Annotated in this window: 20 protein-coding genes; 9 read left to right on the forward strand and 11 right to left on the reverse strand. The window is 71.0% G+C overall.

Annotation, left to right across the window (positions count from 1 at the left end; translation table 11 throughout):
• Positions 1-61: 61 nt before the first annotated feature.
• Both BCF44_RS11750 and BCF44_RS11755 read right to left on the reverse strand, forming a co-directional pair.
• A complete protein-coding gene (locus BCF44_RS11750; RefSeq protein ID WP_116174193.1) occupies positions 62-586 on the reverse strand; it encodes a TetR/AcrR family transcriptional regulator in 525 nt (174 codons plus the stop codon).
• Positions 587-610: 24 nt separating this feature from the next.
• Positions 611-1,684: an aldo/keto reductase gene (locus BCF44_RS11755; protein ID WP_116174194.1), complete on the reverse strand. Its 1,074-nt coding sequence runs from the start codon at positions 1,682-1,684 to the stop codon at positions 611-613.
• Positions 1,685-1,810: 126 nt separating this feature from the next.
• On the opposite strand from BCF44_RS11755, the gene BCF44_RS11760 reads away from it, so the two are divergent.
• The gene (locus tag BCF44_RS11760) at positions 1,811-2,704 is read left to right on the forward strand and encodes an AraC family transcriptional regulator (RefSeq protein WP_116174195.1); all 894 of its coding nucleotides are present in this window, start codon (positions 1,811-1,813) and stop codon (positions 2,702-2,704) included.
• A gap of 53 nt (positions 2,705-2,757) precedes the next feature.
• Entirely contained in the window at positions 2,758-3,927 is a 1,170-nt protein-coding gene (locus tag BCF44_RS11765; protein WP_116174196.1) for an 8-amino-7-oxononanoate synthase, read from the forward strand.
• On the opposite strand, the gene BCF44_RS11770 is transcribed toward BCF44_RS11765, so the two are convergent.
• From BCF44_RS11770 to BCF44_RS11780, 3 genes are all read right to left on the reverse strand, one after another.
• Positions 3,928-4,278, reverse strand: coding sequence for a hypothetical protein (locus tag BCF44_RS11770; RefSeq protein WP_147328467.1), 351 nt, complete (start codon positions 4,276-4,278; stop codon positions 3,928-3,930). It abuts the gene before it with no gap.
• Between the two features lie 158 nt (positions 4,279-4,436).
• The gene (locus tag BCF44_RS11775) at positions 4,437-4,883 is read right to left on the reverse strand and encodes a GNAT family N-acetyltransferase (protein ID WP_116174198.1); all 447 of its coding nucleotides are present in this window, start codon (positions 4,881-4,883) and stop codon (positions 4,437-4,439) included.
• Between the two features lie 11 nt (positions 4,884-4,894).
• On the reverse strand, positions 4,895-5,698 hold the full coding sequence (locus BCF44_RS11780) for a S1 family peptidase (RefSeq protein WP_116174199.1): 804 nt from the start codon (positions 5,696-5,698) through the stop codon (positions 4,895-4,897).
• Between the two features lie 211 nt (positions 5,699-5,909).
• On the opposite strand from BCF44_RS11780, the gene BCF44_RS11785 reads away from it, so the two are divergent.
• Positions 5,910-6,524, forward strand: coding sequence for a LysE family translocator (locus BCF44_RS11785; protein ID WP_116174200.1), 615 nt, complete (start codon positions 5,910-5,912; stop codon positions 6,522-6,524).
• A 57-nt stretch (positions 6,525-6,581) separates the two neighbouring features.
• Here the strand turns inward: BCF44_RS11785 and BCF44_RS11790 are convergent, their stop codons facing one another.
• Complete coding sequence (locus tag BCF44_RS11790; protein WP_116174201.1) at positions 6,582-7,346, reverse strand: S1 family peptidase; 765 nt, start codon at positions 7,344-7,346, stop codon at positions 6,582-6,584.
• Positions 7,347-7,498: 152 nt separating this feature from the next.
• Between BCF44_RS11790 and BCF44_RS11795 the strand changes: the two genes are divergently transcribed.
• Genes BCF44_RS11795 through BCF44_RS11815 form a run of 5 tightly spaced genes read left to right on the forward strand, consistent with a single transcriptional unit; the run spans position 7,499 to position 12,587 of the window.
• Positions 7,499-8,203 carry a TetR/AcrR family transcriptional regulator gene (locus BCF44_RS11795; protein ID WP_116174202.1) on the forward strand — a complete coding sequence of 235 codons (705 nt, stop codon included), beginning with the start codon at positions 7,499-7,501 and terminating at the stop codon, positions 8,201-8,203.
• Positions 8,204-8,226: 23 nt separating this feature from the next.
• The gene (locus BCF44_RS11800; RefSeq protein WP_116174203.1) at positions 8,227-9,414 is read left to right on the forward strand and encodes a cytochrome P450; all 1,188 of its coding nucleotides are present in this window, start codon (positions 8,227-8,229) and stop codon (positions 9,412-9,414) included.
• 25 nt (positions 9,415-9,439) lie between these two features.
• Positions 9,440-10,435 (forward strand): alpha/beta hydrolase, encoded by a 996-nt coding sequence (locus BCF44_RS11805; RefSeq protein ID WP_116174204.1) that lies wholly within the window; start codon positions 9,440-9,442, stop codon positions 10,433-10,435.
• Positions 10,436-10,439: 4 nt separating this feature from the next.
• Positions 10,440-11,510 carry a histidinol-phosphate transaminase gene (gene hisC, locus BCF44_RS11810; protein WP_116174205.1) on the forward strand — a complete coding sequence of 357 codons (1,071 nt, stop codon included), beginning with the start codon at positions 10,440-10,442 and terminating at the stop codon, positions 11,508-11,510.
• 18 nt (positions 11,511-11,528) lie between these two features.
• A complete protein-coding gene (locus BCF44_RS11815; RefSeq protein ID WP_116174206.1) occupies positions 11,529-12,587 on the forward strand; it encodes a glycoside hydrolase family 76 protein in 1,059 nt (352 codons plus the stop codon).
• A 9-nt stretch (positions 12,588-12,596) separates the two neighbouring features.
• Here BCF44_RS11815 and BCF44_RS11820 read toward each other — a convergent pair whose 3' ends face one another.
• Positions 12,597-12,881, reverse strand: a complete 285-nt coding sequence (locus tag BCF44_RS11820; protein WP_116174207.1) for a hypothetical protein — start codon at positions 12,879-12,881, stop codon at positions 12,597-12,599.
• A gap of 183 nt (positions 12,882-13,064) precedes the next feature.
• Positions 13,065-16,721 (reverse strand): cobaltochelatase subunit CobN, encoded by a 3,657-nt coding sequence (cobN, locus tag BCF44_RS11825; RefSeq protein ID WP_116174208.1) that lies wholly within the window; start codon positions 16,719-16,721, stop codon positions 13,065-13,067.
• A gap of 305 nt (positions 16,722-17,026) precedes the next feature.
• On the opposite strand from cobN, the gene BCF44_RS11830 reads away from it, so the two are divergent.
• Positions 17,027-17,365 carry a hypothetical protein gene (locus tag BCF44_RS11830; protein ID WP_116174209.1) on the forward strand — a complete coding sequence of 113 codons (339 nt, stop codon included), beginning with the start codon at positions 17,027-17,029 and terminating at the stop codon, positions 17,363-17,365.
• Positions 17,366-17,402: 37 nt separating this feature from the next.
• On the opposite strand, the gene BCF44_RS11835 is transcribed toward BCF44_RS11830, so the two are convergent.
• The 3 genes from BCF44_RS11835 to BCF44_RS11845 all read right to left on the reverse strand — a co-directional run bounded on the left by BCF44_RS11835 (position 17,403) and on the right by BCF44_RS11845 (position 22,853).
• Positions 17,403-18,215 (reverse strand): SAM-dependent methyltransferase, encoded by an 813-nt coding sequence (locus BCF44_RS11835; RefSeq protein ID WP_116174210.1) that lies wholly within the window; start codon positions 18,213-18,215, stop codon positions 17,403-17,405.
• Positions 18,216-18,321: 106 nt separating this feature from the next.
• On the reverse strand, positions 18,322-22,482 hold the full coding sequence (gene eccCb / locus BCF44_RS11840; protein ID WP_116174211.1) for a type VII secretion protein EccCb: 4,161 nt from the start codon (positions 22,480-22,482) through the stop codon (positions 18,322-18,324).
• On the reverse strand, positions 22,482-22,853 hold the full coding sequence (locus BCF44_RS11845) for a hypothetical protein (protein WP_116174212.1): 372 nt from the start codon (positions 22,851-22,853) through the stop codon (positions 22,482-22,484). The genes eccCb and BCF44_RS11845 overlap by 1 nt, the downstream gene beginning before the upstream one ends.
• Between the last annotated feature and the right edge of the window lies 1 nt (position 22,854).

Below are 22,854 nucleotides of genomic sequence, written 5' to 3' on the forward strand. Positions count from 1 at the left end.
GGCTCCTCCACGCTGAGCAGCGAACCGACCGCCCAGTGTGGTCCCGTGAGGTCAGCGGGGGTCAATCACCCAACACGCTCGTCGTAAGGGCCAGCACATTCACCCTGAGTGCGTTCTCCCGCCCCGCCTGCACCATCTCGCTGCGCATGCTGCCGATGATCGCCCTGGCCAGGAAGTCGGCGTCGGCCGCCGGCCGGACCTCCGCGATCAGCTCGGCCAGCTGGGTGATCCAGCGCGGCGGCGTGCCGTCGGCGCACTCGGACCGCTCCATCGTGGCCATCAGCGGCCGCAGCCGCAGCACGACCAGGTCGAACACGTCGTCCACGAACCGGATCGCGCGGTCCCTGGCCGGGACGGTCCGGTCCACGGCCCGCCGGTGCGCCTCCTGCCACCACGCCTCGGTCCGTTCCTCGACGACCGCGCGGACCAGGCCGTCGCGGTCGCCGAACCGGCGGAACAGGGTGCCCTTGCCGACGCCGGCGGCAGCCGCGATGGCGTCCATCGACACCTTCGGGCCGTGCTGGCAGAACAGGTCACCGGCCGCCTCGACGATGACCCGGTGGTTGCGCTCGGCGTCGACTCGCATCCGCGCATTCTGCCCGGGGCGTCCTCACGCCTCGACCGGCACCAACGCCGGATGGGCCGGTGGGCGGATGCCGTCCACCGACATTCCGCCGAACTGCATCATCGGCGCGTGCAGGTTGGCCGCCGCCGGGAAGTCGAGCGTCGGCGCGGACAGCTCGTCCAGGCGGGCCCGGTGCTCGTCGCCGAGGACGAGGTCCAGGCCGGCGATGTTGGCGGTGAACTGCTCCAGCGTGCGGGCGCCGATGATGGTCGACGTGATGCCCGGCCGGCCCTGCACCCAGGCCAGCGCGACCGCCGCCGAGCTGGCGCCGATCTCCGCGGCGATGTCGTTGACGGCGTCGATCACCACGTACTCCTCGGCGGTCGGCGGCTGGAAGTAGCCGTTGTTGCCGCGGGCGGTGGTGCTCGGTCGGGCGCTGGAGTACTTGCCGGACAGGAAGCCGTTCTTGAGCGGGCTCCACGGCAGCACGCCGATGCCCAGGTGCTGCGCGGCCGGCAGCAGCTCGCCCTCGGAGGTGCGCTCCAGCAGCGAGTACTCCAGCTGCAACGCGGTGATCGGCACGCGGTCGTGGAAGCGGGACGTCAGCGCCGCCTCGGCGACCCTCCACGCCGGCAGGTCGGACAGGCCGACGTACCGGATCTTGCCGGCGGTCACCAGGTCGTCGAGGGTCCGCATGGTCTCCTCGATCGGCGTGGTCGGGTCGTAGTTGTGCACCCAGTAGAGGTCGACGTAGTCGGTGCGCAGCCGGCGCAGCGAGTTCTCCAGCTGCTGCACGATCGCCTTGCGGCCGACACCGCCGCCGTTGGGGTCGCCGGCCCGCAGGTTGCCGAAGAACTTGGTGCCCAGCACCACGCCGTCGCGCAGGCCCGGGTGGGCGGCGAGGTAGTCGCCGATGATCCGCTCGGAGTGGCCGGCGGTGTAGATGTTGGCGGTGTCGATCGAGTTGCCGCCGCGGTCGAGGTAGGCGGCCAGGATGTCGGCCGACACCTCGGGGCTGCTGCCCCAGCCGAAGTCCTCGCCGAAGGTCATCGTGCCCAGGGTGAACGGGCTGACCCGCAGGCCGGACCGGCCGAGGGTGACGTACGAGTCCAGCGACATGCCACACGCTCCAGTTGAATGATCCGATCAGTTGCTCCTTCCATTCCACCAGCGAACCCGGGTCGCTCCTAGAACGATCAGATCCGCGCGTTGCACGATCTGCGCAACTTCGGTGAAGATGGGGACATGCGGGACACGTTGCGGGAGCTGGCCGAGCGGATCACCCGGCTGCATGCGAGCACCACTCGGCCGGTGTGGATCGAGGGCATGACGGCGGCCGTCACCACGTGCGCGCTCACCGGCACGGGCGGCATCACGACGCCGGTGCTGGCGTTGGTGGCGCAGGGTGCGAAGCAGACGACGCTCGCGGACCGGGTGTACGAGTACCGCGCCGGGCAGTACCTGATCGCCTCGCTGGAGCTGCCGGTGATGGGGCGGATCATCGAGGCGAGCCCGCGGGAGCCGTTCATCGCGCTGGGGTTGCCGCTGCGCAAGTCGGTGATCACGGAGCTGTTGCTGGAGACGGGCGGCAGCGGTCGTGACGACGATGTCAGCAGCGGCATCGTGACCGCGGACGCCGACGAGGAGTTGCTGGACGCGGTGGTGCGCCTGCTCCGGCTGCTGGACCGGCCCGCGGACTACGCGGTGCTGGGCGCCGGGGTCGAGCGGGAGATCCACTGGCGGCTGATGACCGGCCCGCGCGGGGCGGCGGTGCGGCGGATCGGCGTCGAGGACAGCCGGGTGTCGCTGGTCGGGCGGGCCACGAAGTGGATCACCCAGCGGTTCGACCGGACGATCCGCATCGCCGACCTGGCCGACGAGGTGGGCGTGAGCGTCGCCACGCTGAACCGGCACTTCAAGGCGGTGACGGCGATGAGCCCGCTCCAGTACCAGAAGCAGCTACGGCTCCAGCACGCGCGGCTGCGGCTGATCGCCGAGCCGGACGACGTGGCCGCGGTGGGCTACGCGGTCGGGTACGACAGCCCGTCGCAGTTCAGCCGGGAGTACCGGCGGCTGTTCGGCGAGCCGCCGGGCCGGGACGTGTCGCGGATCCAGGAGGTGGTGGAGGTGGGTGCCTAGGGGAAGACGAGCTAGTGGCGGCCCGCCAGTGGCCTGATGCGAGACTGGCGCGCGTGACCGCCAGCAGCCCCTTCCCCGCACCCGAGGCCGTCTTCGACTGGATCGACGCCCGGTCGCAGGCCCGGCAGGACGCCGGCCTGACCCGCCAGCTCCGCCCCCGCGCCGCCGGCTCGGACGCGCTCGACCTGGCCAGCAACGACTACCTCGGCCTGGCGAAGGACAAGCGGGTGGCGGGCGCGGCCGCGGCGGCGGCGCTGAAGTGGGGGGCCGGTTCCACGGGATCGCGCCTGGTCACCGGCTCCACCGAGCTGCACACCGAGCTGGAGCTGGAGCTGGCCTCGTTCTGCGGGATGCAGGCGGCGCTGGTGTTCTCGTCCGGTTTCATGGCGAACCTGGCCGCCGTCGCGGCGCTGAGCGGCCCGGAGTCGGCGATCGTCGCCGACAAGCTGATCCACGCCTCCCTGATCGACGGGACCCGCCTGTCCAAGGCGAACGTCGCGGTCGTCGCGCACTGTGACGTCGCGGCCGCCGCGAACGCCCTCGCGACCCGCAAGACCGAGCGAGCGCTGGTCGTCACCGACTCGGTGTTTTCCGTGGACGGCGACCTCGCGCCGCTGCCGCAGCTGGCCGAGGCGTGCGGGAAGCACGGCGCGGCGCTGCTGGTCGACGACGCGCACGGCTTCGGCGTGATCGGCGACGAGGGCAAGGGCGCGGTGCACGACGCCGGCCTGGCCGGATCGCCGAACGTGGTGATGACGCTGACGCTGTCCAAGTCGCTGGGCGCGCAGGGCGGCGCGATCCTCGGCCCCCGCCGGGTGATCAAGCACATGGTCGACACCGCGCGCAGCTTCATCTTCGACACCGGCCTCGCCCCGGGCAGCGCCGCGGCCGCGCTGACGGCGCTGCGGGTGCTCAAGGAGGAGCCCGAGCTGGCCGGCAAGGCGCGGCGGAACGCCCTGGACCTGACCGAGCGTCTGACCGCGGCCGGCCTGCACGCGAGCACGCCGACCGCGGCCGTGGTGTCGGTCCGGGCGCCGTCCCCGGAGGCCGCCGTCGCCTGGGCGAACGACTGCCGCACCGCGGGTGTGGTCGTCGGCTGCTTCCGGCCGCCGTCGGTGCCGGACCAGATCTCGCGGCTGCGACTGACCGCCCGCGCCGACCTGACCACCGCCGACCTGGACCACGCGGTCGACGTGATCACCCGCACCGCGCCGGGGCGCTAGTCAGGACGTCAGGCAGATCTCCCCGGCGTCACCTACGAAGCTCGCGCACCACTGCGCGCCGGGGACGTGGTCGCCGCGCCACACGGTCTTGTACATGCCCGCCTCGGCGTGCGTGAGGTGCTGGAAGTTGTCCGGCCCCCACACGCTGAGATCCGCGCCGCCCGGCGGGATGGCGCCGCCGCCGCTCACGCCGACCTCCACGACGTCGCAGCTGAGCAGCGCGCGCTTCACGCTCAGCGTGAACCAGGGGTTGTGGACGGAGTCGGGACGACAGCCGAGAGCGGCGGGCGCGGGCGACGCGGGCGCGACCGCCGCGCCGAGGGCCATGCCGGCGGCGATCACTGCCGACACGGCCAGGAGTCTGCTGCTGGACGACATCGATCCTCCGTGAACTCGGGATTGAATCCACAGTGGACGCTAGTCAGCGGCCAACGCCCGGTCACCACACGAGAGGTGCGTTTGTTCGTGACCGAACGTCACCCGTGTTCCCCCGTCGACCTGACGGATTGTCAGCCGTTGCGGCGCATCACGATGTGCGGGATGCCGTCCTCCAGGTACTCCTCACCCTCGGTCACATAGCCGTAGCGGGCGTAGAAGTCCTTCACGGTGACCTGGGCGTCGAGCACGCTCGGCGCGGACCCGATCTCGGCCACCGCGGCGTCCATCAGCCGCCCGGACAGGCCGTTGCCGCGCGCGTCGGCGGCGGTGCAGACCCGCCCGATCCGGAACTCGCCCGGCTTGTCCTCCAGCAGGCGGAGCGTGGCCAGCACCCGGCCGTCGTCGCCGGCCAGCCAGAAGTGGCGGGTGGCCTGTTCCAGGTCGCGGCCGTCGAGCTCGGGGTACGGGGCCTTCTGCTCGACGACGAAGACATCGACCCGCAGCCGCAGCAGGTCGTAGAGCTGCTGCTGGGTCAGGTCGGCCGCCCACTCGCGGCGCAGGGTGGCGTGAAGCGTCATACCACTTGGTATCACGCGCCCAACTGGGCAGACACCTCGTCTCGGTAGCTGGTGAGCCGCGTGTACACACCGGGCTTGCCGGCGCGGGCGCAGCCGTCGCCCCACGAGACGACACCGACCAGCCGTCCGTCCACCACCAGCGGGCCACCCGAGTCGCCGGCACAGGCGTCCTTGCCGCCGTTCGGGTAGCCGGCGCACACCATGCTGCCGGCGTCGAAGTCGGCCTCCTCGGTGGCGCACGTCTTGTCGGCCACCATCGGCACCTGCACGGACTTGAGCGTCGGCGACGGCGCGGCGGACTCGCCGACGCGGCCCCAGCCGAGCACCGCGGCCGGCGTGCCCGGCGCGTAGCCGGACGTGTCGCCGGCCGCGACCAGCGGCAGCGTCCGGTACGGCACCTCGCGGGCCAATGTCAGCACGGCGACGTCGTGGCCGGTACCGACGTCGCGGAAGCCCGGGTCCGCCCACACCGAGGCGATCCGCACCTGCATGCCGTCCCTGGTGCGCAGGTCGGTGCGGCCGGCGACGACCCGCAGCGAGGACGGGGACTTGGTGGTCATGCCGCCGGTGGCCAGCGCCTCGGTCACGCAGTGCGCGGCCGTGACGACCTTGGTCGGGGCCACGAGCGTGCCGCCGCAGAAGAACTGGCCGCCGTCGGTGGTGAGCGCGACGACCCACGGTGTGGCGGTCGTGCTGGCGTCGTCGCCGCCGACGATCCGGGGCGTGGCGGTGGACGCGTACGCGGGGGCGGCCCAGATGGATCCAGCACTGAGCAGCAGCGAGGCGAGGACGGCGGCCGACCGCCGGACATGCATGGGCACGGCGAGCACTCCTACAGGGGAGGGGGAGGACACGAACCGTAGCCGATCCACCGCACCGGGTGGGACGCGAGCGAGATCACTCACCCGAACGTGTCAAGGCAGGAAAATCTCCCGTTAAGATCTCATAAGTACGAAGAATCTTCCGTCAGCAAGCCCGCGAGCGGGTTTTTGTTCGCTGACGGCCCGCTTGGACCGGAGTTTTCACGTGAAGTTCGACGTCGCCCCCCTGCCCGCCTTCCTGCTCGCCTGCCTGGTCGTGATCATCACGCCCGGCATGGACGCGTTCCTGCTGCTCAGGACGTCGCTGCGGGCCGGCGCGCGGGCCGGGCTGCGGGCGCTGGCCGGCGTGCACACCGCGAGCGCGGTGCAGATCGCGCTGGTCGTCTCCGGCCTCGGCGCGCTGCTCGCCGGTTACCCGGCGTTGCTCCAGATCCTGCGCTGGCTCGGGGCCGCCTACCTGGCGTTCCTCGCCGCGCAGATCGTCCGCGGGCTGCTCCGGCCGCGCCGCGCCGAGTCGGACGAACCGGTCGCGGTGGCCCATCCCTTCCGGCAGGGCTTCCTGTCCAACCTGATGAACCCGAAGATGCTGCTGTTCTCCCTGGCGTTCCTGCCGCAATTCATCGGATCGGGTGACGCCGTGCTCCAGCTCGGGGTGCTCGGCGCGCTGTTCCTCGTGCTGGCCGCGTGCTGGGAGGCGACCATCGTGCTGGCCGCCGGCCGGATGTCGCGGCGGCTCCAGCGCAAGGGCGTCACCACCGCGCTGGACGCCGTGTCGGCGGCCGCGTTCTTCACCATCTCGGTCGGACTGGTCGTGGCGTAAGGGAAAAGCGAACGGCGCCCGCCCCGCGTGCACGGGACGGGCGCCGCCGCGTCGGTGTCACCGGTCGAGTTCGCCCTCGATGGCCGTCACGTACGACGCCACGCGGGTGTAGACGCCGTACTTGCCGGGACGGGCGCACCCGTCGCCGAAGGACGTGATGCCGACCAGCACCCCGTTGATCTCCAGCGGTCCGCCGGAGTCGCCCTGACACGTGTCGACGCCGCCCTGCTGGTAGCCCGCGCACACCATCGCCGATGCGCGGTACTGCTGGTACGCCGCCGTGCAGGCGGTGTCCGAGTCCAGCGGGACGGCCGCCTGCATCAGGTACTCCGACGCCTCGCCCGACTCCTTGGTCATGCCCCATCCCAGCACCGTCGCCATGGCGTTGGGCTGGTAGAGGGTGTTGTCCGACGCCAGTGGCAGCGCCGGCACGTTGACCCTGCGGCTCAACGTGATCACCGCGAAGTCGGAGCCGCCGGTGGGGTCGCCCCGGTAGTTCGGGGACACCCACACCGACTGGGCGTTGACCACCCGGCCGTCGGTGGTCCTCTTGTCCTCGCGGCCGACGACCACCCGCAGGTTGTCCGCCCGCTGGTTGGCCAGGCAGTGCGCCGCGGTCAACACCTTGGTGGCCGCGACCACGGTGCCGCCGCAGAACTGGAACCCGGTCGAGTCGGTCAGGTAGACGACCCACGGGTACTCCACGATGCTCGCCCTTTCGCCGCCGACGACGCGGGGGGAAGCGGCCGCCGGGACGGCGGCGGCGAGAGCGACTAAGACGGCGGCCACCACGGCGAGGCGGCTCGACCTGGAGATTCGCATACCCGCAACGGAACCGTCCGATCCGTGCGCGGACAAGCAGAACAACTCGCCGGGGTGTCACACGAAAGGCGTTGACGGCCTCGTCGGGCGGGTCTACCGTGACTCGTGACCGGATAAGAAATCTGGTCACGAGTCAAAAGGGAGCGACGCTCATGCCCGGCACCGACCACGAACGCGGCGAGCGGATCCTGGACGCGGCCGCCGAACTGGTGCTGCGCTGGGGCTACAAGCGGGTGACGATCGAGGACGTCGCCAAGCAGGCCGGCATCGGCAAGGGGACGGTCTACCTGCACTTCCGCAACCGCACCGAGCTGTTCATGAGCGTGCTGGTGCGGGAGTCGGTGGCGATGACCGCGGAGATGCTGGACGCGCTGCGGCGGGATCCGATGATGATGCTGCCGGCCGAGCAGGCGCAGATGGTGTACCTGGGTGTGATGAAGCGGCCGCTGCTGCGGGCCATGTTCAGCCGGAACGTCGAGATGCTGGGCGACCTGGTGCTCGACCCCAGCATCCAGCCGCTGGTGCGGGTCAAGACGGACCTGTTCGGCGACATGTTCCACCTGCTGCGCGAGCACGGTCTCGTCCGCACCGACCTGGACCTGGAGAGCCAGCGGCAGCTGATGTCGGCCGTGCAGACCGGCTTCTACCTGATGCCGATGCTGGGCCCGGTCGCCGGCACGCGCGACGACCACACCACCGCCGCGCTGCTGGCGCACACGATCCGGCAGGCCCTGCACACCCCCGGTGAGCCCGATCCCGAGGTGCTCCGGGCGCTCGCGCCCAAGATGACCGCGATACTCGCCGACTTCCACGGGGCGCTCGCGGCCACGGTCCACGGCAAACAGCCGGAGGGCTGACACAACTTCAGCTAGGGGGAGTCATGACGACTACGGCGAAGCCCACCCTCCAGGACTTCCTCGACTACATCGAGGGATTCCGCAAGCAGGGGCAGGTCGTCTACGCCGAGAAGCAGCAGTCCTGGATGGTGCTCGGCCACCCGGAGGTCAACGAGGTCCTGTCGGAGCCGCACCGGTTCAGCTCCGACCTGTCCCCGCTGATCCCGACGCAGGAGGAGTTCGCCCTGTTCCAGAAGGGCAACTTCATTCAGATGGACGACCCGCGGCACCGGCAGCTGCGGGGCATGGTCAGCAAGGCCTTCACGCCGAAGTTCGTGGCCGGCATGGAGCCGGCGATCCACGACCTCACCGAGCAGCTGCTCGACGCCGCCGGCGCCGAGTTCGACCTGGTCGACGGCCTGGCCTACCCGCTGCCGGTGATCGTCATCGCCAACCTGCTCGGCATCCCGACCGCCGACCAGCCGGTGTTCCGCCGCTGGGCCGACACCCTGCTGGACCGGGACGTGCCGATGGACAAGCCGATCGCGGAGGTCCGCGAGGAGCTGATGGCCGAGGTGACCCCGGTGATGCGGGAGATGAACGACTACTTCCGCGAGTTCATCGCCGACCGCCGCCGCAACCCCGGCGACGACCTGACCAGCCAGCTCACCCTGGTCGAGGAGGACGGCCGGCGGCTGGACGACGACGAGATCATCGGCTTCGTCGGCCTGCTGCTGCTCGCCGGGCACATCACCACCACCGCGACGCTGGGCAACAGCATCCTGACGTTCCACGAGAACCAGGACGCGATCCGCGAGGTCCGCGAGAACCTGTCGCTGCTGCCGGCGGCGATCGAGGAGGTGCTGCGGCTGCGCACGCCGTTCCCGCGGGTGGCCCGCATGACCACCGAGGAGACGGTGCTCGGCGGCGTCACGATCCCGGCCCAGCAGATGGTGCTGCCGTTCCTGACCGCGGCCAACCGGGACGAGCGGGTGTTCCCGAACCCGAACAAGTTCGACCTGCACCGCGACCCCAACCACCACGCCTCGTTCGGCAAGGGCATCCACTTCTGCCTGGGCGCGCCGCTGGCCCGGCTGGAGGCGCGGGTGGCGCTGAAGATCATGTTCGAGCGCTACGCCGACATCCAGGTGGTCGAGGACAAGGTGGAGGAGCGCAACCCGTTCGCCATGGTGGCCGTGACCAAGCTGCCACTTGTCGTGCGGCCGGTTTAGCCAGCTCGTAGCCGATACTGTCGGCGTGGAACGCGATGTGCTCGGTGAGGGCTACGAAGTTGTCACGCTGCCGCTCGGCGCGCTGCCGGCCGGCGCCGGGCCGGGGGGCGACAACGTCGCCCACCTGGTCCGGCGCAGGGCCGATGGGAACGGCGCCGAGAAGCCGGTCAACGGGGCCGTGCTCTATGTGCACGGCTTCGTCGACTACTTCTTCCAGACCCACGTCGCCGAGCACTTCGCCGCCCGCGGCTACGACTTCTACGCCGTCGACCTGCGGGCCTACGGCCGGTCGCTGCAGCCGGGGCAGGTGCCCAACTTCGTCACCGACCTCAGCTACCACTTCGAGGAGCTGGACGCGGCGGCGCGCATCATCCGCGACGAGCACGGCCACTCCCGGCTGACGCTGATGGGACACTCCACCGGCGGGCTGATCTCGATCATGTGGGCGCACGAGCGGCGGGACGACAACGTGCTCGACGCGCTGGTGCTCAACAGCCCGTGGGTGGACCTCCAGGAGAACTGGTTCATGCGCACGGTCGGCACCTGGGCCGTGGACGTGCTGGGCAAGGTCAGCCCGACCGCCGTCGTGCAGAACGGGCTGGAGAGCCCGTACGGCCTGAGCCTGCACCGGGACGACAACGGCGAGTGGGAGTTCGACACCGACTGGAAGCCCAAGAGCGGCTTTCCGGTGCGGGCCGGCTGGCTGCGCACGATCCGGCGCAACCAGGCCAGGCTGCACCGCGGGCTGGACGTACGGGTGCCGGTGCTGCTGCTGCGCTCCTCGCACAGCCTGCTCAAGGCCAAGGAGTGGACGCCGGAGGCGATGCGCGCCGACACCGTGCTGGACGTGGCGCAGATGGCGAAGTGGGCGCCGAAGATCGGCCCGAACGTGACGGTGGTGGCGATCGAGGGCGGCATGCACGACCTGTTCCTCTCGGCGCCGGCCGTCCGGGAGCGGGTCCTGAGCGAGACCGACAGCTGGTTGGAGGGTCTACGCCAGGGGGACCGGATCGTAGAGTGAGGCCATGACCGGACCGAAGCTGCGCGGCGCGCTGAACGACATCCCCACGTACAAGCCGGGCAAGCCGGCGGTCGGCGCGGACGGGGCGCCGGCGTTCAAGCTGTCGTCGAACGAGAACCCGCACGAGCCGCTGCCCAGCGTGCTCAGGGCGATGGAGAAGGCGCTGCGGGGCTTCAACCGGTATCCGGACATGGGCTGCTCGGCGCTGATCCCGGCGGTCGCGGCGCGGTTGGGCGTGCCCGAGGCGCACGTGGCCACCGGCACCGGCGGCGTCGGCGTCATCCAGCAGGTCATGCAGGCCGTCTGCGACGACCGCGACCAGGTGATCTACCCGTGGCGGTCGTTCGAGGCGTACCCGATCATCACGAAGATGGTCGGCGCGCACTCGGTGCAGGTGCCGCTCACGCCGAACGAGTACCAGGACCTGGACGCGATCGCGGCGGCCATCAATGACCACACGCGACTCGTCATTCTCTGCAATCCCAACAACCCCACCGGTACCGCGCTGCACCGAGCAGAGCTCACAGAATTCCTGGACCGCGTGCCGAGCGACGTGCTCGTGCTGATCGACGAGGCGTACCGGGAGTTCGTCCGCGACCCCGAGGTGCCCGACGGCATCGAGTTGTACCGGGATCGGCCGAACGTGGCGGTGCTGCGCACCTTCTCCAAGGCCTACGGACTCGCGGGGCTGCGCGTCGGCTACGCCGTGGCGCACGAGCCGGTGGCCGACGCGCTGCGCAAGATGGCCGTGCCGTTCGGGGTCAGCCAGCTGGCCCAGGACGCCGCGATCGCCTCGCTGGCCGCCGAGGCCGAGCTGTTCGAGCGGGTGGAGCTGATCACCAAGGAGCGCGGCCGCGTGATCGACGCGCTGCGCGACCAGGGCTGGACCGTGCCGGCCTCGGAGGGCAACTTCGTGTGGCTGCGGCTGGGCGAGCGGACCCTGGAGTTCGCCGAGCGGGCGCAGGCCGCGGGCGTGATGGTCCGGCCGTTCGCCGGCGAGGGCGCGCGGGTGTCCATCGGCGAGGTCGACGGCAACGACCTCTTCCTCGGAGTCGCCGAGGCCTTCCGATCTTGATCTGTCAGGCTCTAGCGCATGCTTCTCCGTCTCGGCGCGCTGCTGTCCGTGTTGCTGTCGGCGCTGCCGGTGACCGCCCAGGCGGCGCCGGCCGCGCCGGAGCCCGCGATCAGCTGGATCACCGAGGCGTCGGCCACGCTGGACCACTGGTACGACCCGCAGGACGGCCGGTACCGCACGACGCAGTGGTGGAACTCGGCCAACGCGCTGCGCGCCCAGCTGGTGGCGTCCAGCCTGCTCGGCAACGACGTCGGGGCGCGCCGCGCTGCCAACACCTACAACCAGAACATCGCCGGCTGGTTCCGTAACGACTACTACGACGACGAGGGCTGGTGGGCCCTGACCTGGGTGCAGGCCTACGACCAGACCGGCGAGCAGAAGTACCTGGTGCTGGCCGAGTCGCTGTTCGACGACATGACGCACGGCTGGGACCTGACCTGCGGCGGCGGCATCTGGTGGAACAAGGACCGCACCTACAAGAACGCCATCCCCAACGAGCTGTTCCTGTCCATCGCGGCCGCGCTGGCGCTGCGCACCACCGGGCCGGCCGCGGCCAACTACGAGCAGTGGGCGCTGCTGGAGTGGGGCTGGTTCGCGCGCACCGGGATGGTCAACGCGCAGGGGCTGGTCAACGACGGGCTCACCGCCGGCTGCGCGAACAACGGCGGCACCACGTGGACGTACAACCAGGGTGTGGTGCTGGGCGGGCTGGCCGACCTGTACCGGCTGACCGGGCGGCGGGACCTGCTCGCGTCGGCCACCTCGCTGGCCAACGCCGCCATGACCAGGCTCGTCGACGCGAGCGGCGTGCTGCGCGAGCCGTGCGAGGAGCGCCGCTGCGACCTGGACCAGTCGCAGTTCAAGGGGATCTTCATGCGCAACCTCGTGGCGCTCAACCAGGTCGCGCCGTCGTCGACGTACACGGCGTTCGCGGTGCGCAACTCGCTGGCCGTCTGGAAGTCCCGCAGCCATGCGAACCAGCTGGGTCTGTTCTGGAGTGGACCCTTCGACGTCGCCGACGCCAGCCGGCAGAGCTCGGCGCTGGACTGCCTGAACGCGGCGATGCAGCTCAGTTGACGATCGGCCTCAGTTGACGATGGGCCGCGTCAGCGTGTCGACGTTGTCGCCGGGCGGCAGCTCGGCGCTGCGCTGGAGCGGCACGGGCGTCGGCTCGGCCCGGTTGATCACCACGATGTTGGCCAGCGGGTCCGGCTCGTCGGCCAGCATCGGCGACAGCGAGCGGGCCACCGCCTTCAGCCGCCGCAGCCGGCGCGCCGCCAGGAAGCCGATGAACCGCGGCGAGGTGAGCCACCAGCCCAGCAGGAGGCCGGCCGCGGCGACCCCGGACAACACCATCGTCTCGACCCGCACGGCGCACCCCCTTCCCCAGTGACGGACCCGCTGGCGCGCTCCTTGGTACGGCGTCCGGTGTCCGCGGGTTCACCGCCCCGATCGTCTTCGGGGCGGCGAACCCGCGGAGCACTACCTGTCATTAAAGGACCTTCCGCGGGGAAATGCCCGGGAAGTCACCGGTCTGGGGTCAAACGGCGCGCGTCATTCCTCCAGCTGGCCCTCCAGTTCCAGATAGACCGTGCGCAGTTGGTCGAGCACGGTCTCGTCCGGCTGCGACCACAGTCCCCGATCGGCTGCTTCCAGAAGGCGCTCCGTCACGCCCCGCAACGCCCACGGGTTCGACTTGCGCATGAAGTCCTGGACTTCCTTGTCGAACACGTACGATTCGGCCAGCTGCGCGTACATCCAGTCGTCGACAACCCCTGCGGTGGCGTCGAACCCGAACAGGTAGTCCACTGTGGCCGCGAGTTCGAACGCTCCCTTGTAACCATGTCGACGCATGGCCGATATCCAACGGGGGTTGACAACGCGCGCCCGGAACACGCGCTTGGTCTCCTCGCCGAGGGTGCGGGTGCGCACCGCGTGCGGCACCGCGGAGTCGCCGACGTACGCGGCCGGGTTGTCGCCGGTGAGCGAGCGGACCATCGCGACCATGCCGCCGTGGTACTGGAAATAGTCGTCGGAATCGGCGATGTCGTGCTCGCGCGTGTCGACGTTCTTGGCCGCCACCTGGATCCTGCGGTACGCGGTCTCCATGTCCTGTCGCGCCTGCGCGCCGTCCAGGCCGCGCCCGTAGGCGTAACCGCCCCAAGTGGCATAGACCTCTGCGAGATCGGCGTCGTCGCGCCAGTTGCGGGAGTCGATCAGCGGCAGCAGGCCGGCGCCGTACGCGCCGGGCTTGGAGCCGAAGATCCTTGTGGTGGCACGGCGTTCGTCGCCGTGTTCGTCCAGGTCGCGGCGGAAGTGGGCGGCGACGTAGTTGTCCTCGTCGGACTCGTCGAGCCGGGCCACCGCCGCGATCGCGTCGTCGAGCACGGCGACCACGTGCGGGAAGGCGTCCCGGAAGAAGCCGGAGATCCGCACCACCACGTCGATCCGGGGACGGCCCAGTTCCGGAACCGGCACGATCTCGAAGCCGGTGACCCGCCGGGACGCGTCGTCCCACACCGGACGCGTGCCCAGCAGCCACAACAGTTCCGCGATGTCGTCGCCCTGCGTGCGCATCGCCGACGTGCCCCACACCGTCAGGCCGACGCTGCGCGGCCACTCCCCCGTGTCGGCGTGATGCCGCGCCAGCAAGGAATCCGCCAGCGCGGAGCCGACGTCGAAGGCGTTGCGGGACGGAATCGCCTTGGGGTCCACGGAGTAGAAGTTGCGGCCGGTGGGCAGCACGGACACCAGGCCGCGGGTGGGAGATCCGGACGGGCCGGGCTCGATGAACCGGCCGTCCAACGCCCGCAGCACATTGCCGATCTCGTCGGTGGTCCGGGCCAGTCGCGGCACCAACTCGTCGCGCGCGAAGGCGAGCACCGTCGCCACGCTCTCGACCCGTTGCCCCAGAACGGTTTCCGTGACGCCGTCGGCGGCCCAGCCGGAGTCGTGCGCGGCGGTCACCAGCCGGCGCGCCAGTTCCTCGAGCAGGTCAACGACATCCGCGCCGGTCTGCGCCGGCCCCTCGACCAGATCGGACAGTCCGTTCGTGCTCGCGATCCTGGCGCCGGGGTCGGCCAGCAGCTCCTCCTCGTCCAGTCCGAAGTGGACGGCCAGCGCCGCGCGCAGGCCGGCGATCGCGCCGACCTTGCCGCCGAACACCTGCCGTGCCCGCAGCACCGCGAGCACGTCGTTGACCAGCTCCTCGCCCTCCGGCGCGCGGCCCAGCACGTGCAGACCGTCCCGGATCTGGACGTCCTTGATCTCGCACAGGTAGCCGTCGATGTGCATGACGAAGTCGTCGAAGTCCTCCTCGCCGGGGGCCTCCGACTGGTGCAGGTCGTGGTGCAGCTTGGCGCTGGTGACCAGCTCCCAGATCTGCCCGCGCACGGTCGCCAGCTTCGACGGGTCCAGCGCCTGCACGGTGGCGTACTCGTCGAGCAGCTGCTCCAGCTTGGCCATGTCGCCGTACGTGTCGGCGCGGGCCATCGGCGGGATCATGTGGTCCACCACGGTGGCGTGCGCGCGGCGCTTGGCCTGCGTGCCCTCGCCGGGGTCGTTCACGATGAACGGGTAGATCAGCGGCAGGTCGCCGAGCACGGCGTCCGGCGCGCAGTCGTCGGCGAGGCCCAATCCCTTGCCCGGCAGCCATTCCAGCGTGCCGTGCTTGCCCAGGTGCAGCACCGCGTGCGCGCCGAACTCCCGCTCCAGCCAGCGGTAGGCGGCCAGGTACTGGTGCGACGGCGGCAGGTTCGGGTCGTGGTAGATGGCCACCGGGTTCTCGCCGAAGCCGCGTGGCGGCTGGATCATCAGCACCACGTTGCCGAAGCGCAGCGACGCCACGTAGATCTCGTCGTCGGTGACGTACAGCTGGCCCGGCGCCTCGCCCCAGTGCTCGGTGACGCCGTCGCGGAAGCTCTGCGGCAGCGCGGCGAACCAGCCGCGGTAGGTGGCGGCCGGGATCTTCATGGCCGCGCCGGACATCTGCTCCTCGGTGAGCCAGTCCACGTCGTGGCCGCCGGCGGCGATCAGCCGGTGGATCAGCGTGTCACCGTCCAGAGTGGACACATCGAGGCCGCCGAGGTCGTAGCCCTGCTCGGCCATGCGCCGCAGCAGGATCACCGCCGACGCCGGGGTGTCCAGTCCGACCGCGTTGCCCACGCGGGCGTGCTTCGTCGGGTACGACGACAGCACGATCGCCACCTTCTTGTCCCGGTTCGGCACGTGCCGCAGCCGCGCCAGTCCCGCCGCCGTGCCGGCGACCCGGGCCGAACGCTCCGGGTCGGCGACGTACACCGGGATGCCGTCCGGGCCGTTCTCCTTGAACGAGAAGGGAACGCCGATCAGCCGGCCGTCGAACTCCGGGATCGCCACCTGCATCGCGGCGTCCATCGGCGTCAGCGCCGCGTCCGACGCCTGCCAGGCCGCGCGCGACGACGTGAGGCAAAGTCCTTGCAGCACCGGGATGTCCAACGTGGCCAGCGCACCCGCGTCCCACGCATCCTCATCGCCGCCCGCGCTGGCGTCCGCCGCCACCGCACCGCCGGCCGCGAGCACCGTCGCCACCACCGCGTCGCAGCGGCCGAGCACCTCCAGCAGCGCCGCCGACTCGTCGCCCGCCAGGCCACGCAGCGAGCCGCAGAACACCGGCAGCGCGTTCGCCCCCGCCGCCTCCACCGCGTCCGCCAGCGAATCCACGAACGCCGTGTTCCCGGCGAGCGCGTGCGCCCGGTAGAAGACGATGCCGACCGTCGGTTTCCCGGCGTCGTGCCGGCGCTCACCGTGCACGCCGAAGACCGGAGTGCTCGCCGGCGGCTCGAAGCCCTCGCCCGTCAGCAAGACCGTGTCCGACAGGAAGTTCGCCAGCTGCCCCAGGTTCGCCGGGCCGCCCTCCACCAGGTACGCAAGCGCTTGCGTGACCACGCCCGCCGGCACCGTCGAGGCCGCCATCAGCTCCGCGTCCGGGGTCGCCTCCCCGCCCAGGCAGGCCACCGGCTTGCCGCTGGCCAGCACCGCGTCCAGGCCCTCCTCCCAGGCCCGCCGGCCGCCCAGCAGCCGCACCACCACCAGGTCGGCGTCCGCCAGCAACGCCGGCAGCTCCTCGACCTCCAGCCGGGCCGGATTGCCCACCGTGTACTCGGCACCGCTCGCCTTGGCGGCCAGCAGGTCCGTGTCCGCCGTCGACAGCAGCAGGACGCGCGAAGTCATCAGCCGTACCCTCCTCGGGGTCCCGCGCCCCGGGTAGAGACATCACGGCCGGTGGTGGAGTGTCTGGCTTTCACAGTGGCGCGACCGCCCCGGACTCCCACCGGGTTCCTCCGCACCCACCGCCGTCTGGTCGGTTCATGGTAGGTGAGCGACCTCATGGACCCCACCCCCACGAGATCCACTTCATGTGGGGAGGACGCTGCACCAGAACTTCAGCTCGACTTCCGCTTTGTTGCAGTCGACCGCGCCAGGCTGAGCGCCGCCGCGTTCCTCGGCGTGGCGCCGCACCGAAGAGGGAGAAGAGCATGCGACTGCGCACGGTTGTCACTTCGCTGGCCACGGCCGCCGCGATCCTGGGCGGCGGCGTCTTCCTGGCGTCACCGGCCAGCGCCGGCGTCCCCACGCAGAACGGCTGCCGCGGGACGTCATTCGATCTCTTCGCGATCAACCCCGACGTCGGATACTGCTTCAACGGCTTCCCCGGAAGCGACCCCGTCAGCATCTACAACGTCCGCGCCCTCCAGTCGAACTCCTACTGGGGCTACATCATCGCCAACGGCCAGCGGATCGATTTCAGCTGGGGCCAGACCATTTCGCTGGACTACGTGTACGTCACCGACGTGACGCTGCTCGGAGAGGACTGACCGCGACCCACCGGGCGGCGCCTCGGCCGCATCCAAGTCAGGACTTGCGGCCGACGCCGCCGTAGGAGAGGTGGACCGTGCCCTCGTTCTGGTCGCTCCACTCGGAGCGCCACTGGCGGACCGGCACGACGCCGGGTTCCACCAGTTCCAGGCCGGTGAAGAACTTGGCCATCTCCCCGTACGGGCGGGGGTACAGCTGGGCGCTGATGGACCGGTAGATCTTCTCCACCCGGTCCACCGACCCCAGCTGCTCCTCCGGCACGAAGTCGAGGGTGGCGTGCGAGATGGCCATGAAGCTGCCGGGGGCCAGCGCGTCGCGGTAGGCCTCGACCAGGCCGTGCGGGTCGTCGGCGTCGGGCAGGTAGTGCAGCACGGCGATAGCGACCAGGCCCACCGGCCGGGAGAAGTCGATCATGTTCCGGACCTCGGGCAGGTTCAGCACCGAGTCGGGGTGGCGCAGGTCGGCCCGCACGGTCGCGACCAGCGGGTTGCCGCCGAGGATGGTCCGGCTGTGCGCCACGGCGATGGGCTCGTTGTCGACGTACACCACCCGCGCCCCGGGATTCGCCCGGTGCACGATCTCGTGCACGTTGCCCACGGTCGGAATGCCGGAGCCCAGGTCGAGGAACTGGTCGACGCCGTGGTCGAGCAGGTGGCTGACGGCCCGGCGCAGGAACGACCGGCTGGCCCGCATGCCGTTGGCGACCTCGGGCATGGCCTGCACGGCCTGCTTGGCCGTCCGCCGGTCGACCGCGAAGTTGTGCGCGCCGCCCAGGAAGTAGTCGAGGATCCGCGCCGGGTTCGGGCGGTCCAGATCGACGTCGGCAGGTATCCACCGAGGACGGTGCATCCGCGCGACCCCTTCCGCCAAATTCACCCAATCGTGTTAATCGTGCGGGCAAGGTCGCGCCGTGTCCACCTCGGGACGGTCACGAACACGCACGGATCGGATCGCGTCACTCAGCGTCGAGCCGCGCGGTCTGAATCAGCTGCTGCCCGCGCCGGCGAGTGACCAGCGCGCCCCGGCCCGGCGGCAGGATCTGCGGCTTGTACGAGCCGAGCAGCACACCCTCGTCCGGACTGCACGACAGCACCATGCCCGAGGTGGCGATCTCGCGCAGCTTGCCGATCACCGGATCGAACAGCGCCCGGCTCGCGCCGCCGGAGCGGCGGGCCACCACGAGGTGTAGTCCCACGTCCTTGGCCTGCGGCAGGAATTCCGCCAAAGGGAGCAGTGGGTTTGCACCCTGAGTAACCACGAGGTCGTAGTCGTCGACCACCACGAAGACCTCCGGCCCCCGCCACCACGTCCGGCTCCTGAGCTGCTCCTGGGTGACGTCCGGGCCGGGCAGCCGCCCCTTCAGCGACGCCGTGACGTCACCGATGATGTCGGTCAGCTGGTTGCCCGACACCGCGTAGGCGAGCAGGTGGTCGGTGTCGACGAAGCCCAGAAGAGTGCGCCGGTAGTCGACCAGCATGACGACGGCCTCACTGGTGGTGTACCGGGTCATGATGCCCCGCACGATCGTGCGCAGCAGGTTCGTCTTGCCGGACTCGCCGTCGCCGAACACGCAGAAGTGCGGTTCGCCGTCGAAGTTGAGGAACACCGGCGCCAGCCGATCCTGGTCGACGCCGATCGGGATCATGCGGTCCGAGTCCACGGTCGGCTGCGGCAGCTGCTGGTACGGCAGGAGCTCCGGCAGCAGCCGGACCGGCGGCGCCGGAGGCCCGCCCCACGCCTCGGCGATCGTGGCGACGGCGTGTTGGGTCGCGCCGTGCAGGTCGCCGTCGGAGGACGCGTCGATGCGCGGCAGCGCGGTCACGAAGTGCAGCTTCTCCGAGGTCAGGCCGCGCCCCGGCTGACCGGCCGGCACGGTGGCCGCGGTCCGGCGGTCGATCTCCGACTCGCTCGGGTCGCCGAGCCGCAGCTCCAGGCGGGTGCCGATGAGGTCCTTGGCCGCCGGCCGGATCTCCGCCCACCGGTTGGCCGTCACAACCACGTGCACGCCGTACTGGAGCCCGCGCGCCAGCAGGGTCATCACGGTCTGCTCCAGCGCCTCGAACTCCTGGCGGAAGTTCAGCCAGCCGTCGATGATCAGGAACACGTCGCCGTACGGGTGCTCCGAGAACGCGCGGTCCCCGTGCCGCCGGCGGAAGTCCACCATGCCGTCGATGAGGTTCTCGCGGAACAGCCGCTCCCGGTCGGCGACGAGGTTCGCCAGTTCGGCCACGATCCGGTGGGCCTTGTCCGGCTCCAGACGGCTGGCCACGCCGCCGACGTGCGGCAGCGCCTCCAGCGCCGCCAGCGAGCCGCCGCCCAGGTCCAGGGCGTAGAACTGCACGTCCCGAGGCGTGTGGGTGAGCGACAGGGACATGATCAACGTCCGCAGCAGCATCGACTTGCCGGACTGCGGGCCGCCCACCACCGCGGCGTGGCCGGCCGCGCCCGAGAAGTCGGCCCAGAACAGGTCGCGGCGCTGTTCGAACGGCTTGTCCACCAGGCCCAGCGGGACCTGGAGGTACGCCTGGTAGCCCTGGGGGAACAGGCCGCGGCCCGGCGTCCTGATCATGCGCGGCAGCAGCATGTCCAGCGACGGGGACTCGGTCAGCGGCGGCAGCCAGATCTGGTGCGCCGACGTTCCTTGGCCGGCCATCCGCTCGACGATCGCCTCCAACTCGGTCCGGCCGCCCACAGTCGGCTGGGACACGTAGGCGGCCTTGAACCGGGTCATCGGCTCGCCCAGCGCGGCCAGGTAACCCGAGCCGGGAATCGGCGGCAGCTCGTAGGCGTCCGGAACGCCGAGCACCGACCGCGACTCGACCGCGGAGAACGTCCGCAGGCCGATCCGGTACGACAGGTACGTGTCCAGGCCGCGCAGCCTGCCCTCCTCCAGGCGCTGCGAACTGAGCAGCAGGTGCACGCCGAGCGACCGGCCGACCCGGCCGATCTGCACGAACACGTCGAGGAAGTCCGGCTTGGCCGTGAGCAGCTCGGAGAACTCGTCGACGCACACGAGCAGCACCGGCAGCGGTGCGAGCTCCTGGCCGCTGCGCCGGGCCTGCTGGTACTCCCACAGGCTGCGGCAGTTGCCCGCCTTGGCCAGCGCCTCCTGCCGGCGAGCCACCTCGCCGGCCAGCGCGTCCCTCATCCGGTCGACCAGGCTCAGGTCGTCGACGAGGTTGGTGACGACCGCCGTGACGTGCGGGGCCTGCTCCAGGCCGAGGAAGGTCGCGCCGCCCTTGAAGTCGATGAGCAACAGGTTCAGGTCCTCGGGCGAGTTCGCCACCATCAGCGCGGTGGTCAGCGTGCGCAGCAGCTCGGACTTGCCGGAGCCGGTCGCGCCGATGCACAGGCCGTGCGGGCCCATGCCGCCCTCGGCCGCCTCCTTGATGTCCAGCACCACCGGCTGGCCGAGCTCGTCCACGCCGAACGCGACCCGCAGCTGCTCGGCCCGCGTTCGCCGCTGCCATCCCGTCGCCAGGTCGAACCCGTCGGGAGTGCCGTCCACGCCGAGCAGGTGGAGCAGCGTCGGCGGCTGGCCCAATGCCGGCAGCGGGTCCACCGCGGCCGGCTCCGCGGCGAACTGCTCGTAGTCGAAGTCCTGCTGCTCGGCCCACGGCAGCGCGGCGACGAACCGGGTCCGGCCGTGCAGGCCCCAGCCCGGCTCGTCCGGCAGCGTGGCGGCCAGCTCGGGGCTGATCTTGGACTCGCGCGGGTCGTCCAGCGCCAGCTCGATCCGCCCGCGCAGCAGCGCGGTGATCTGCGGCGGCAGCTCGGACCAGCTGCGGGCCGTCACGACGACGTGCACGCAGTGGTCCAGCCCCCGGCTGGCGATCCGGGCGACCTGCGGCACGAAGTCGGCCACGTCCAGGGCGAACTGCTCCCAACCGTCGATGATCAGGAACACGTCGCTGTTGTCCCGGCCGGACAGCATGCCCCGCCGCCGCAGCTCACGGAACGTGCCGGCGCCGTGGATGCCGCGCTGGCGGAACTCCCGCGCCCGGTCGTTGATGATCGACTCGAGCTGGGTGAGCAGCCGCGCTGCGGTGGCCGCCTCGAACGAGGCCGCCACTGCCCGCACGTGGCCGAGGCGGCTGAACAGGCCCAGGCAGTAGAAGCTGACCTCCGCCGGCGTGCGGTTGTGCGCGAGGCCCGCCATCAGCGTGTGCACGAGCGTCGACTTGCCGGACTGGATGCGCCCGACCACCGCGACGTGGCCGTCCTGGCCGGCGAGGTCCAGCCGCCGCACGCCGTCGGAGCGGCGGTCCACCTGGTGCGCCAGGCCGATCGGCACCGCGAACTTCGCGCCGTCATCGGCCTCGGCCAGCATCGTGTCGAGCAGCGGCGCCTGCTCCCCCGCGTGCAGCCGGCGGTCCGGCCGCCACGCGATCACGCAGCTGCCGCCGCGGTCGCCGGCCTCCTTGGGCGTCTGCCGGCCGCTGGCCTTGATCTGGTCGTACAGGTAGCGGTACAGGTCGGACGCGGTGATCTGGCCGTCCTCGTCGACGTCGGCCGCACCGCTGGACAGGCCGTTGATCACGGCGTCGGTGAACCGCGAGTACGACTGCTCCTCGTTGGCCACGGTCCGCCGGCCCTCGAAGGCGTACTCCTGCACGTCGTCGCTGGCGGTGATCACGTACGTGCCGTGGCCGAGCTCCGCCCGCACGTCGACACGGCCGCCGCCCTTGGGCACCAGCCCCTTGGGGAACACCCCGCTGAAGCAGCAGTCCAGCAGCACCACCTTGGCCTGCGCGTCGCACTCCTCCAGCAGCTGGTGCACCAGCGTCGCGGACACCGCCGTGGAGTGCAGCCGGTCCAGGTTCGTGTCGGACGTGGCGAAGAACAGCCGGTCGTGGTCGTTCTTCAGGCCGTGACCGGAGATGTGCAGCAGCACCAGGTCGTCCTGGTCGCGGTCCCGGAACAGGTCCTCGATGTTCCGCTCGACCTCGCTCTTGTGCGCGTTGACGAGGTAGTGCACCTCGTCGAACGCGCCGATCCGGTCGTCCTGGAGCAGCCGCGCCAGCAGCGGCGCCTCCTGCGCGGGCGCGGGCAGCGCGTGCAGCTTGGCCGCGCCGTACGTTGACGTGGCCACCAGCAGGGCCAGGCGGCGACCCATCAGGACTCCGGCGTCCCGTCCTCCTCGGCGCCGGCCAACGCCTCGGCGAGGGCCTTCTGGTCGTCCCGGGCGATGCCGGTGAAGACCACCTTCTTCTTGCCGTCGATCCAGGTCACCGAGCGGGCCTTGGTCCGCTCCAGGTAGGCCACCACGATCTTGGTCACCGCGGTCACCGTGCCGGCGCTGAACACCCCGTTGATGATCAGCTCGGCCACGTCGGCCCCGGCGCCGGCCTTGGCGTCGGCGGGCGCCTCCTCGCGGGCCTTGGCCACCTTGACCAGGCCCGTCGCGCGCAGGTCCTGGAACAGCACGGTGGTCAGCCGGGCCTGCTGGGCCGGCTCGGCGTCGATCCGCAGTACGACTTCAGACATG

Source organism: Kutzneria buriramensis (assembly GCF_003387475.1).
Taxonomy (GTDB): Bacteria; Actinomycetota; Actinomycetes; order Mycobacteriales; family Pseudonocardiaceae; genus Kutzneria; species Kutzneria buriramensis.

What these genes read in the sequence shown, in the direction of transcription:
- BCF44_RS11780 (WP_116174199.1), bottom strand. Translation starts at nt 5,698, where the DNA reads ATGCATGTCCGGCGGTCGGCCGCCGTCCTCGCCTCGCTGCTGCTCAGT.
- BCF44_RS11795 (WP_116174202.1), top strand. Translation starts at nt 7,499, where the DNA reads ATGCCCGGCACCGACCACGAACGCGGCGAGCGGATCCTGGACGCGGCC.
- BCF44_RS11835 (WP_116174210.1), bottom strand. Translation starts at nt 18,215, where the DNA reads ATGCACCGTCCTCGGTGGATACCTGCCGACGTCGATCTGGACCGCCCG.
- BCF44_RS11775 (WP_116174198.1), bottom strand. Translation starts at nt 4,883, where the DNA reads ATGACGCTTCACGCCACCCTGCGCCGCGAGTGGGCGGCCGACCTGACC.
- BCF44_RS11790 (WP_116174201.1), bottom strand. Translation starts at nt 7,346, where the DNA reads ATGCGAATCTCCAGGTCGAGCCGCCTCGCCGTGGTGGCCGCCGTCTTA.
- BCF44_RS11815 (WP_116174206.1), top strand. Translation starts at nt 11,529, where the DNA reads ATGCTTCTCCGTCTCGGCGCGCTGCTGTCCGTGTTGCTGTCGGCGCTG.
- BCF44_RS11755 (WP_116174194.1), bottom strand. Translation starts at nt 1,684, where the DNA reads ATGTCGCTGGACTCGTACGTCACCCTCGGCCGGTCCGGCCTGCGGGTC.
- hisC (WP_116174205.1), top strand. Translation starts at nt 10,440, where the DNA reads ATGACCGGACCGAAGCTGCGCGGCGCGCTGAACGACATCCCCACGTAC.
- BCF44_RS11800 (WP_116174203.1), top strand. Translation starts at nt 8,227, where the DNA reads ATGACGACTACGGCGAAGCCCACCCTCCAGGACTTCCTCGACTACATC.
- BCF44_RS11760 (WP_116174195.1), top strand. Translation starts at nt 1,811, where the DNA reads ATGCGGGACACGTTGCGGGAGCTGGCCGAGCGGATCACCCGGCTGCAT.
- BCF44_RS11750 (WP_116174193.1), bottom strand. Translation starts at nt 586, where the DNA reads ATGCGAGTCGACGCCGAGCGCAACCACCGGGTCATCGTCGAGGCGGCC.
- BCF44_RS11830 (WP_116174209.1), top strand. Translation starts at nt 17,027, where the DNA reads ATGCGACTGCGCACGGTTGTCACTTCGCTGGCCACGGCCGCCGCGATC.
- eccCb (WP_116174211.1), bottom strand. Translation starts at nt 22,482, where the DNA reads ATGGGTCGCCGCCTGGCCCTGCTGGTGGCCACGTCAACGTACGGCGCG.
- cobN (WP_116174208.1), bottom strand. Translation starts at nt 16,721, where the DNA reads ATGACTTCGCGCGTCCTGCTGCTGTCGACGGCGGACACGGACCTGCTG.
- BCF44_RS11845 (WP_116174212.1), bottom strand. Translation starts at nt 22,853, where the DNA reads ATGTCTGAAGTCGTACTGCGGATCGACGCCGAGCCGGCCCAGCAGGCC.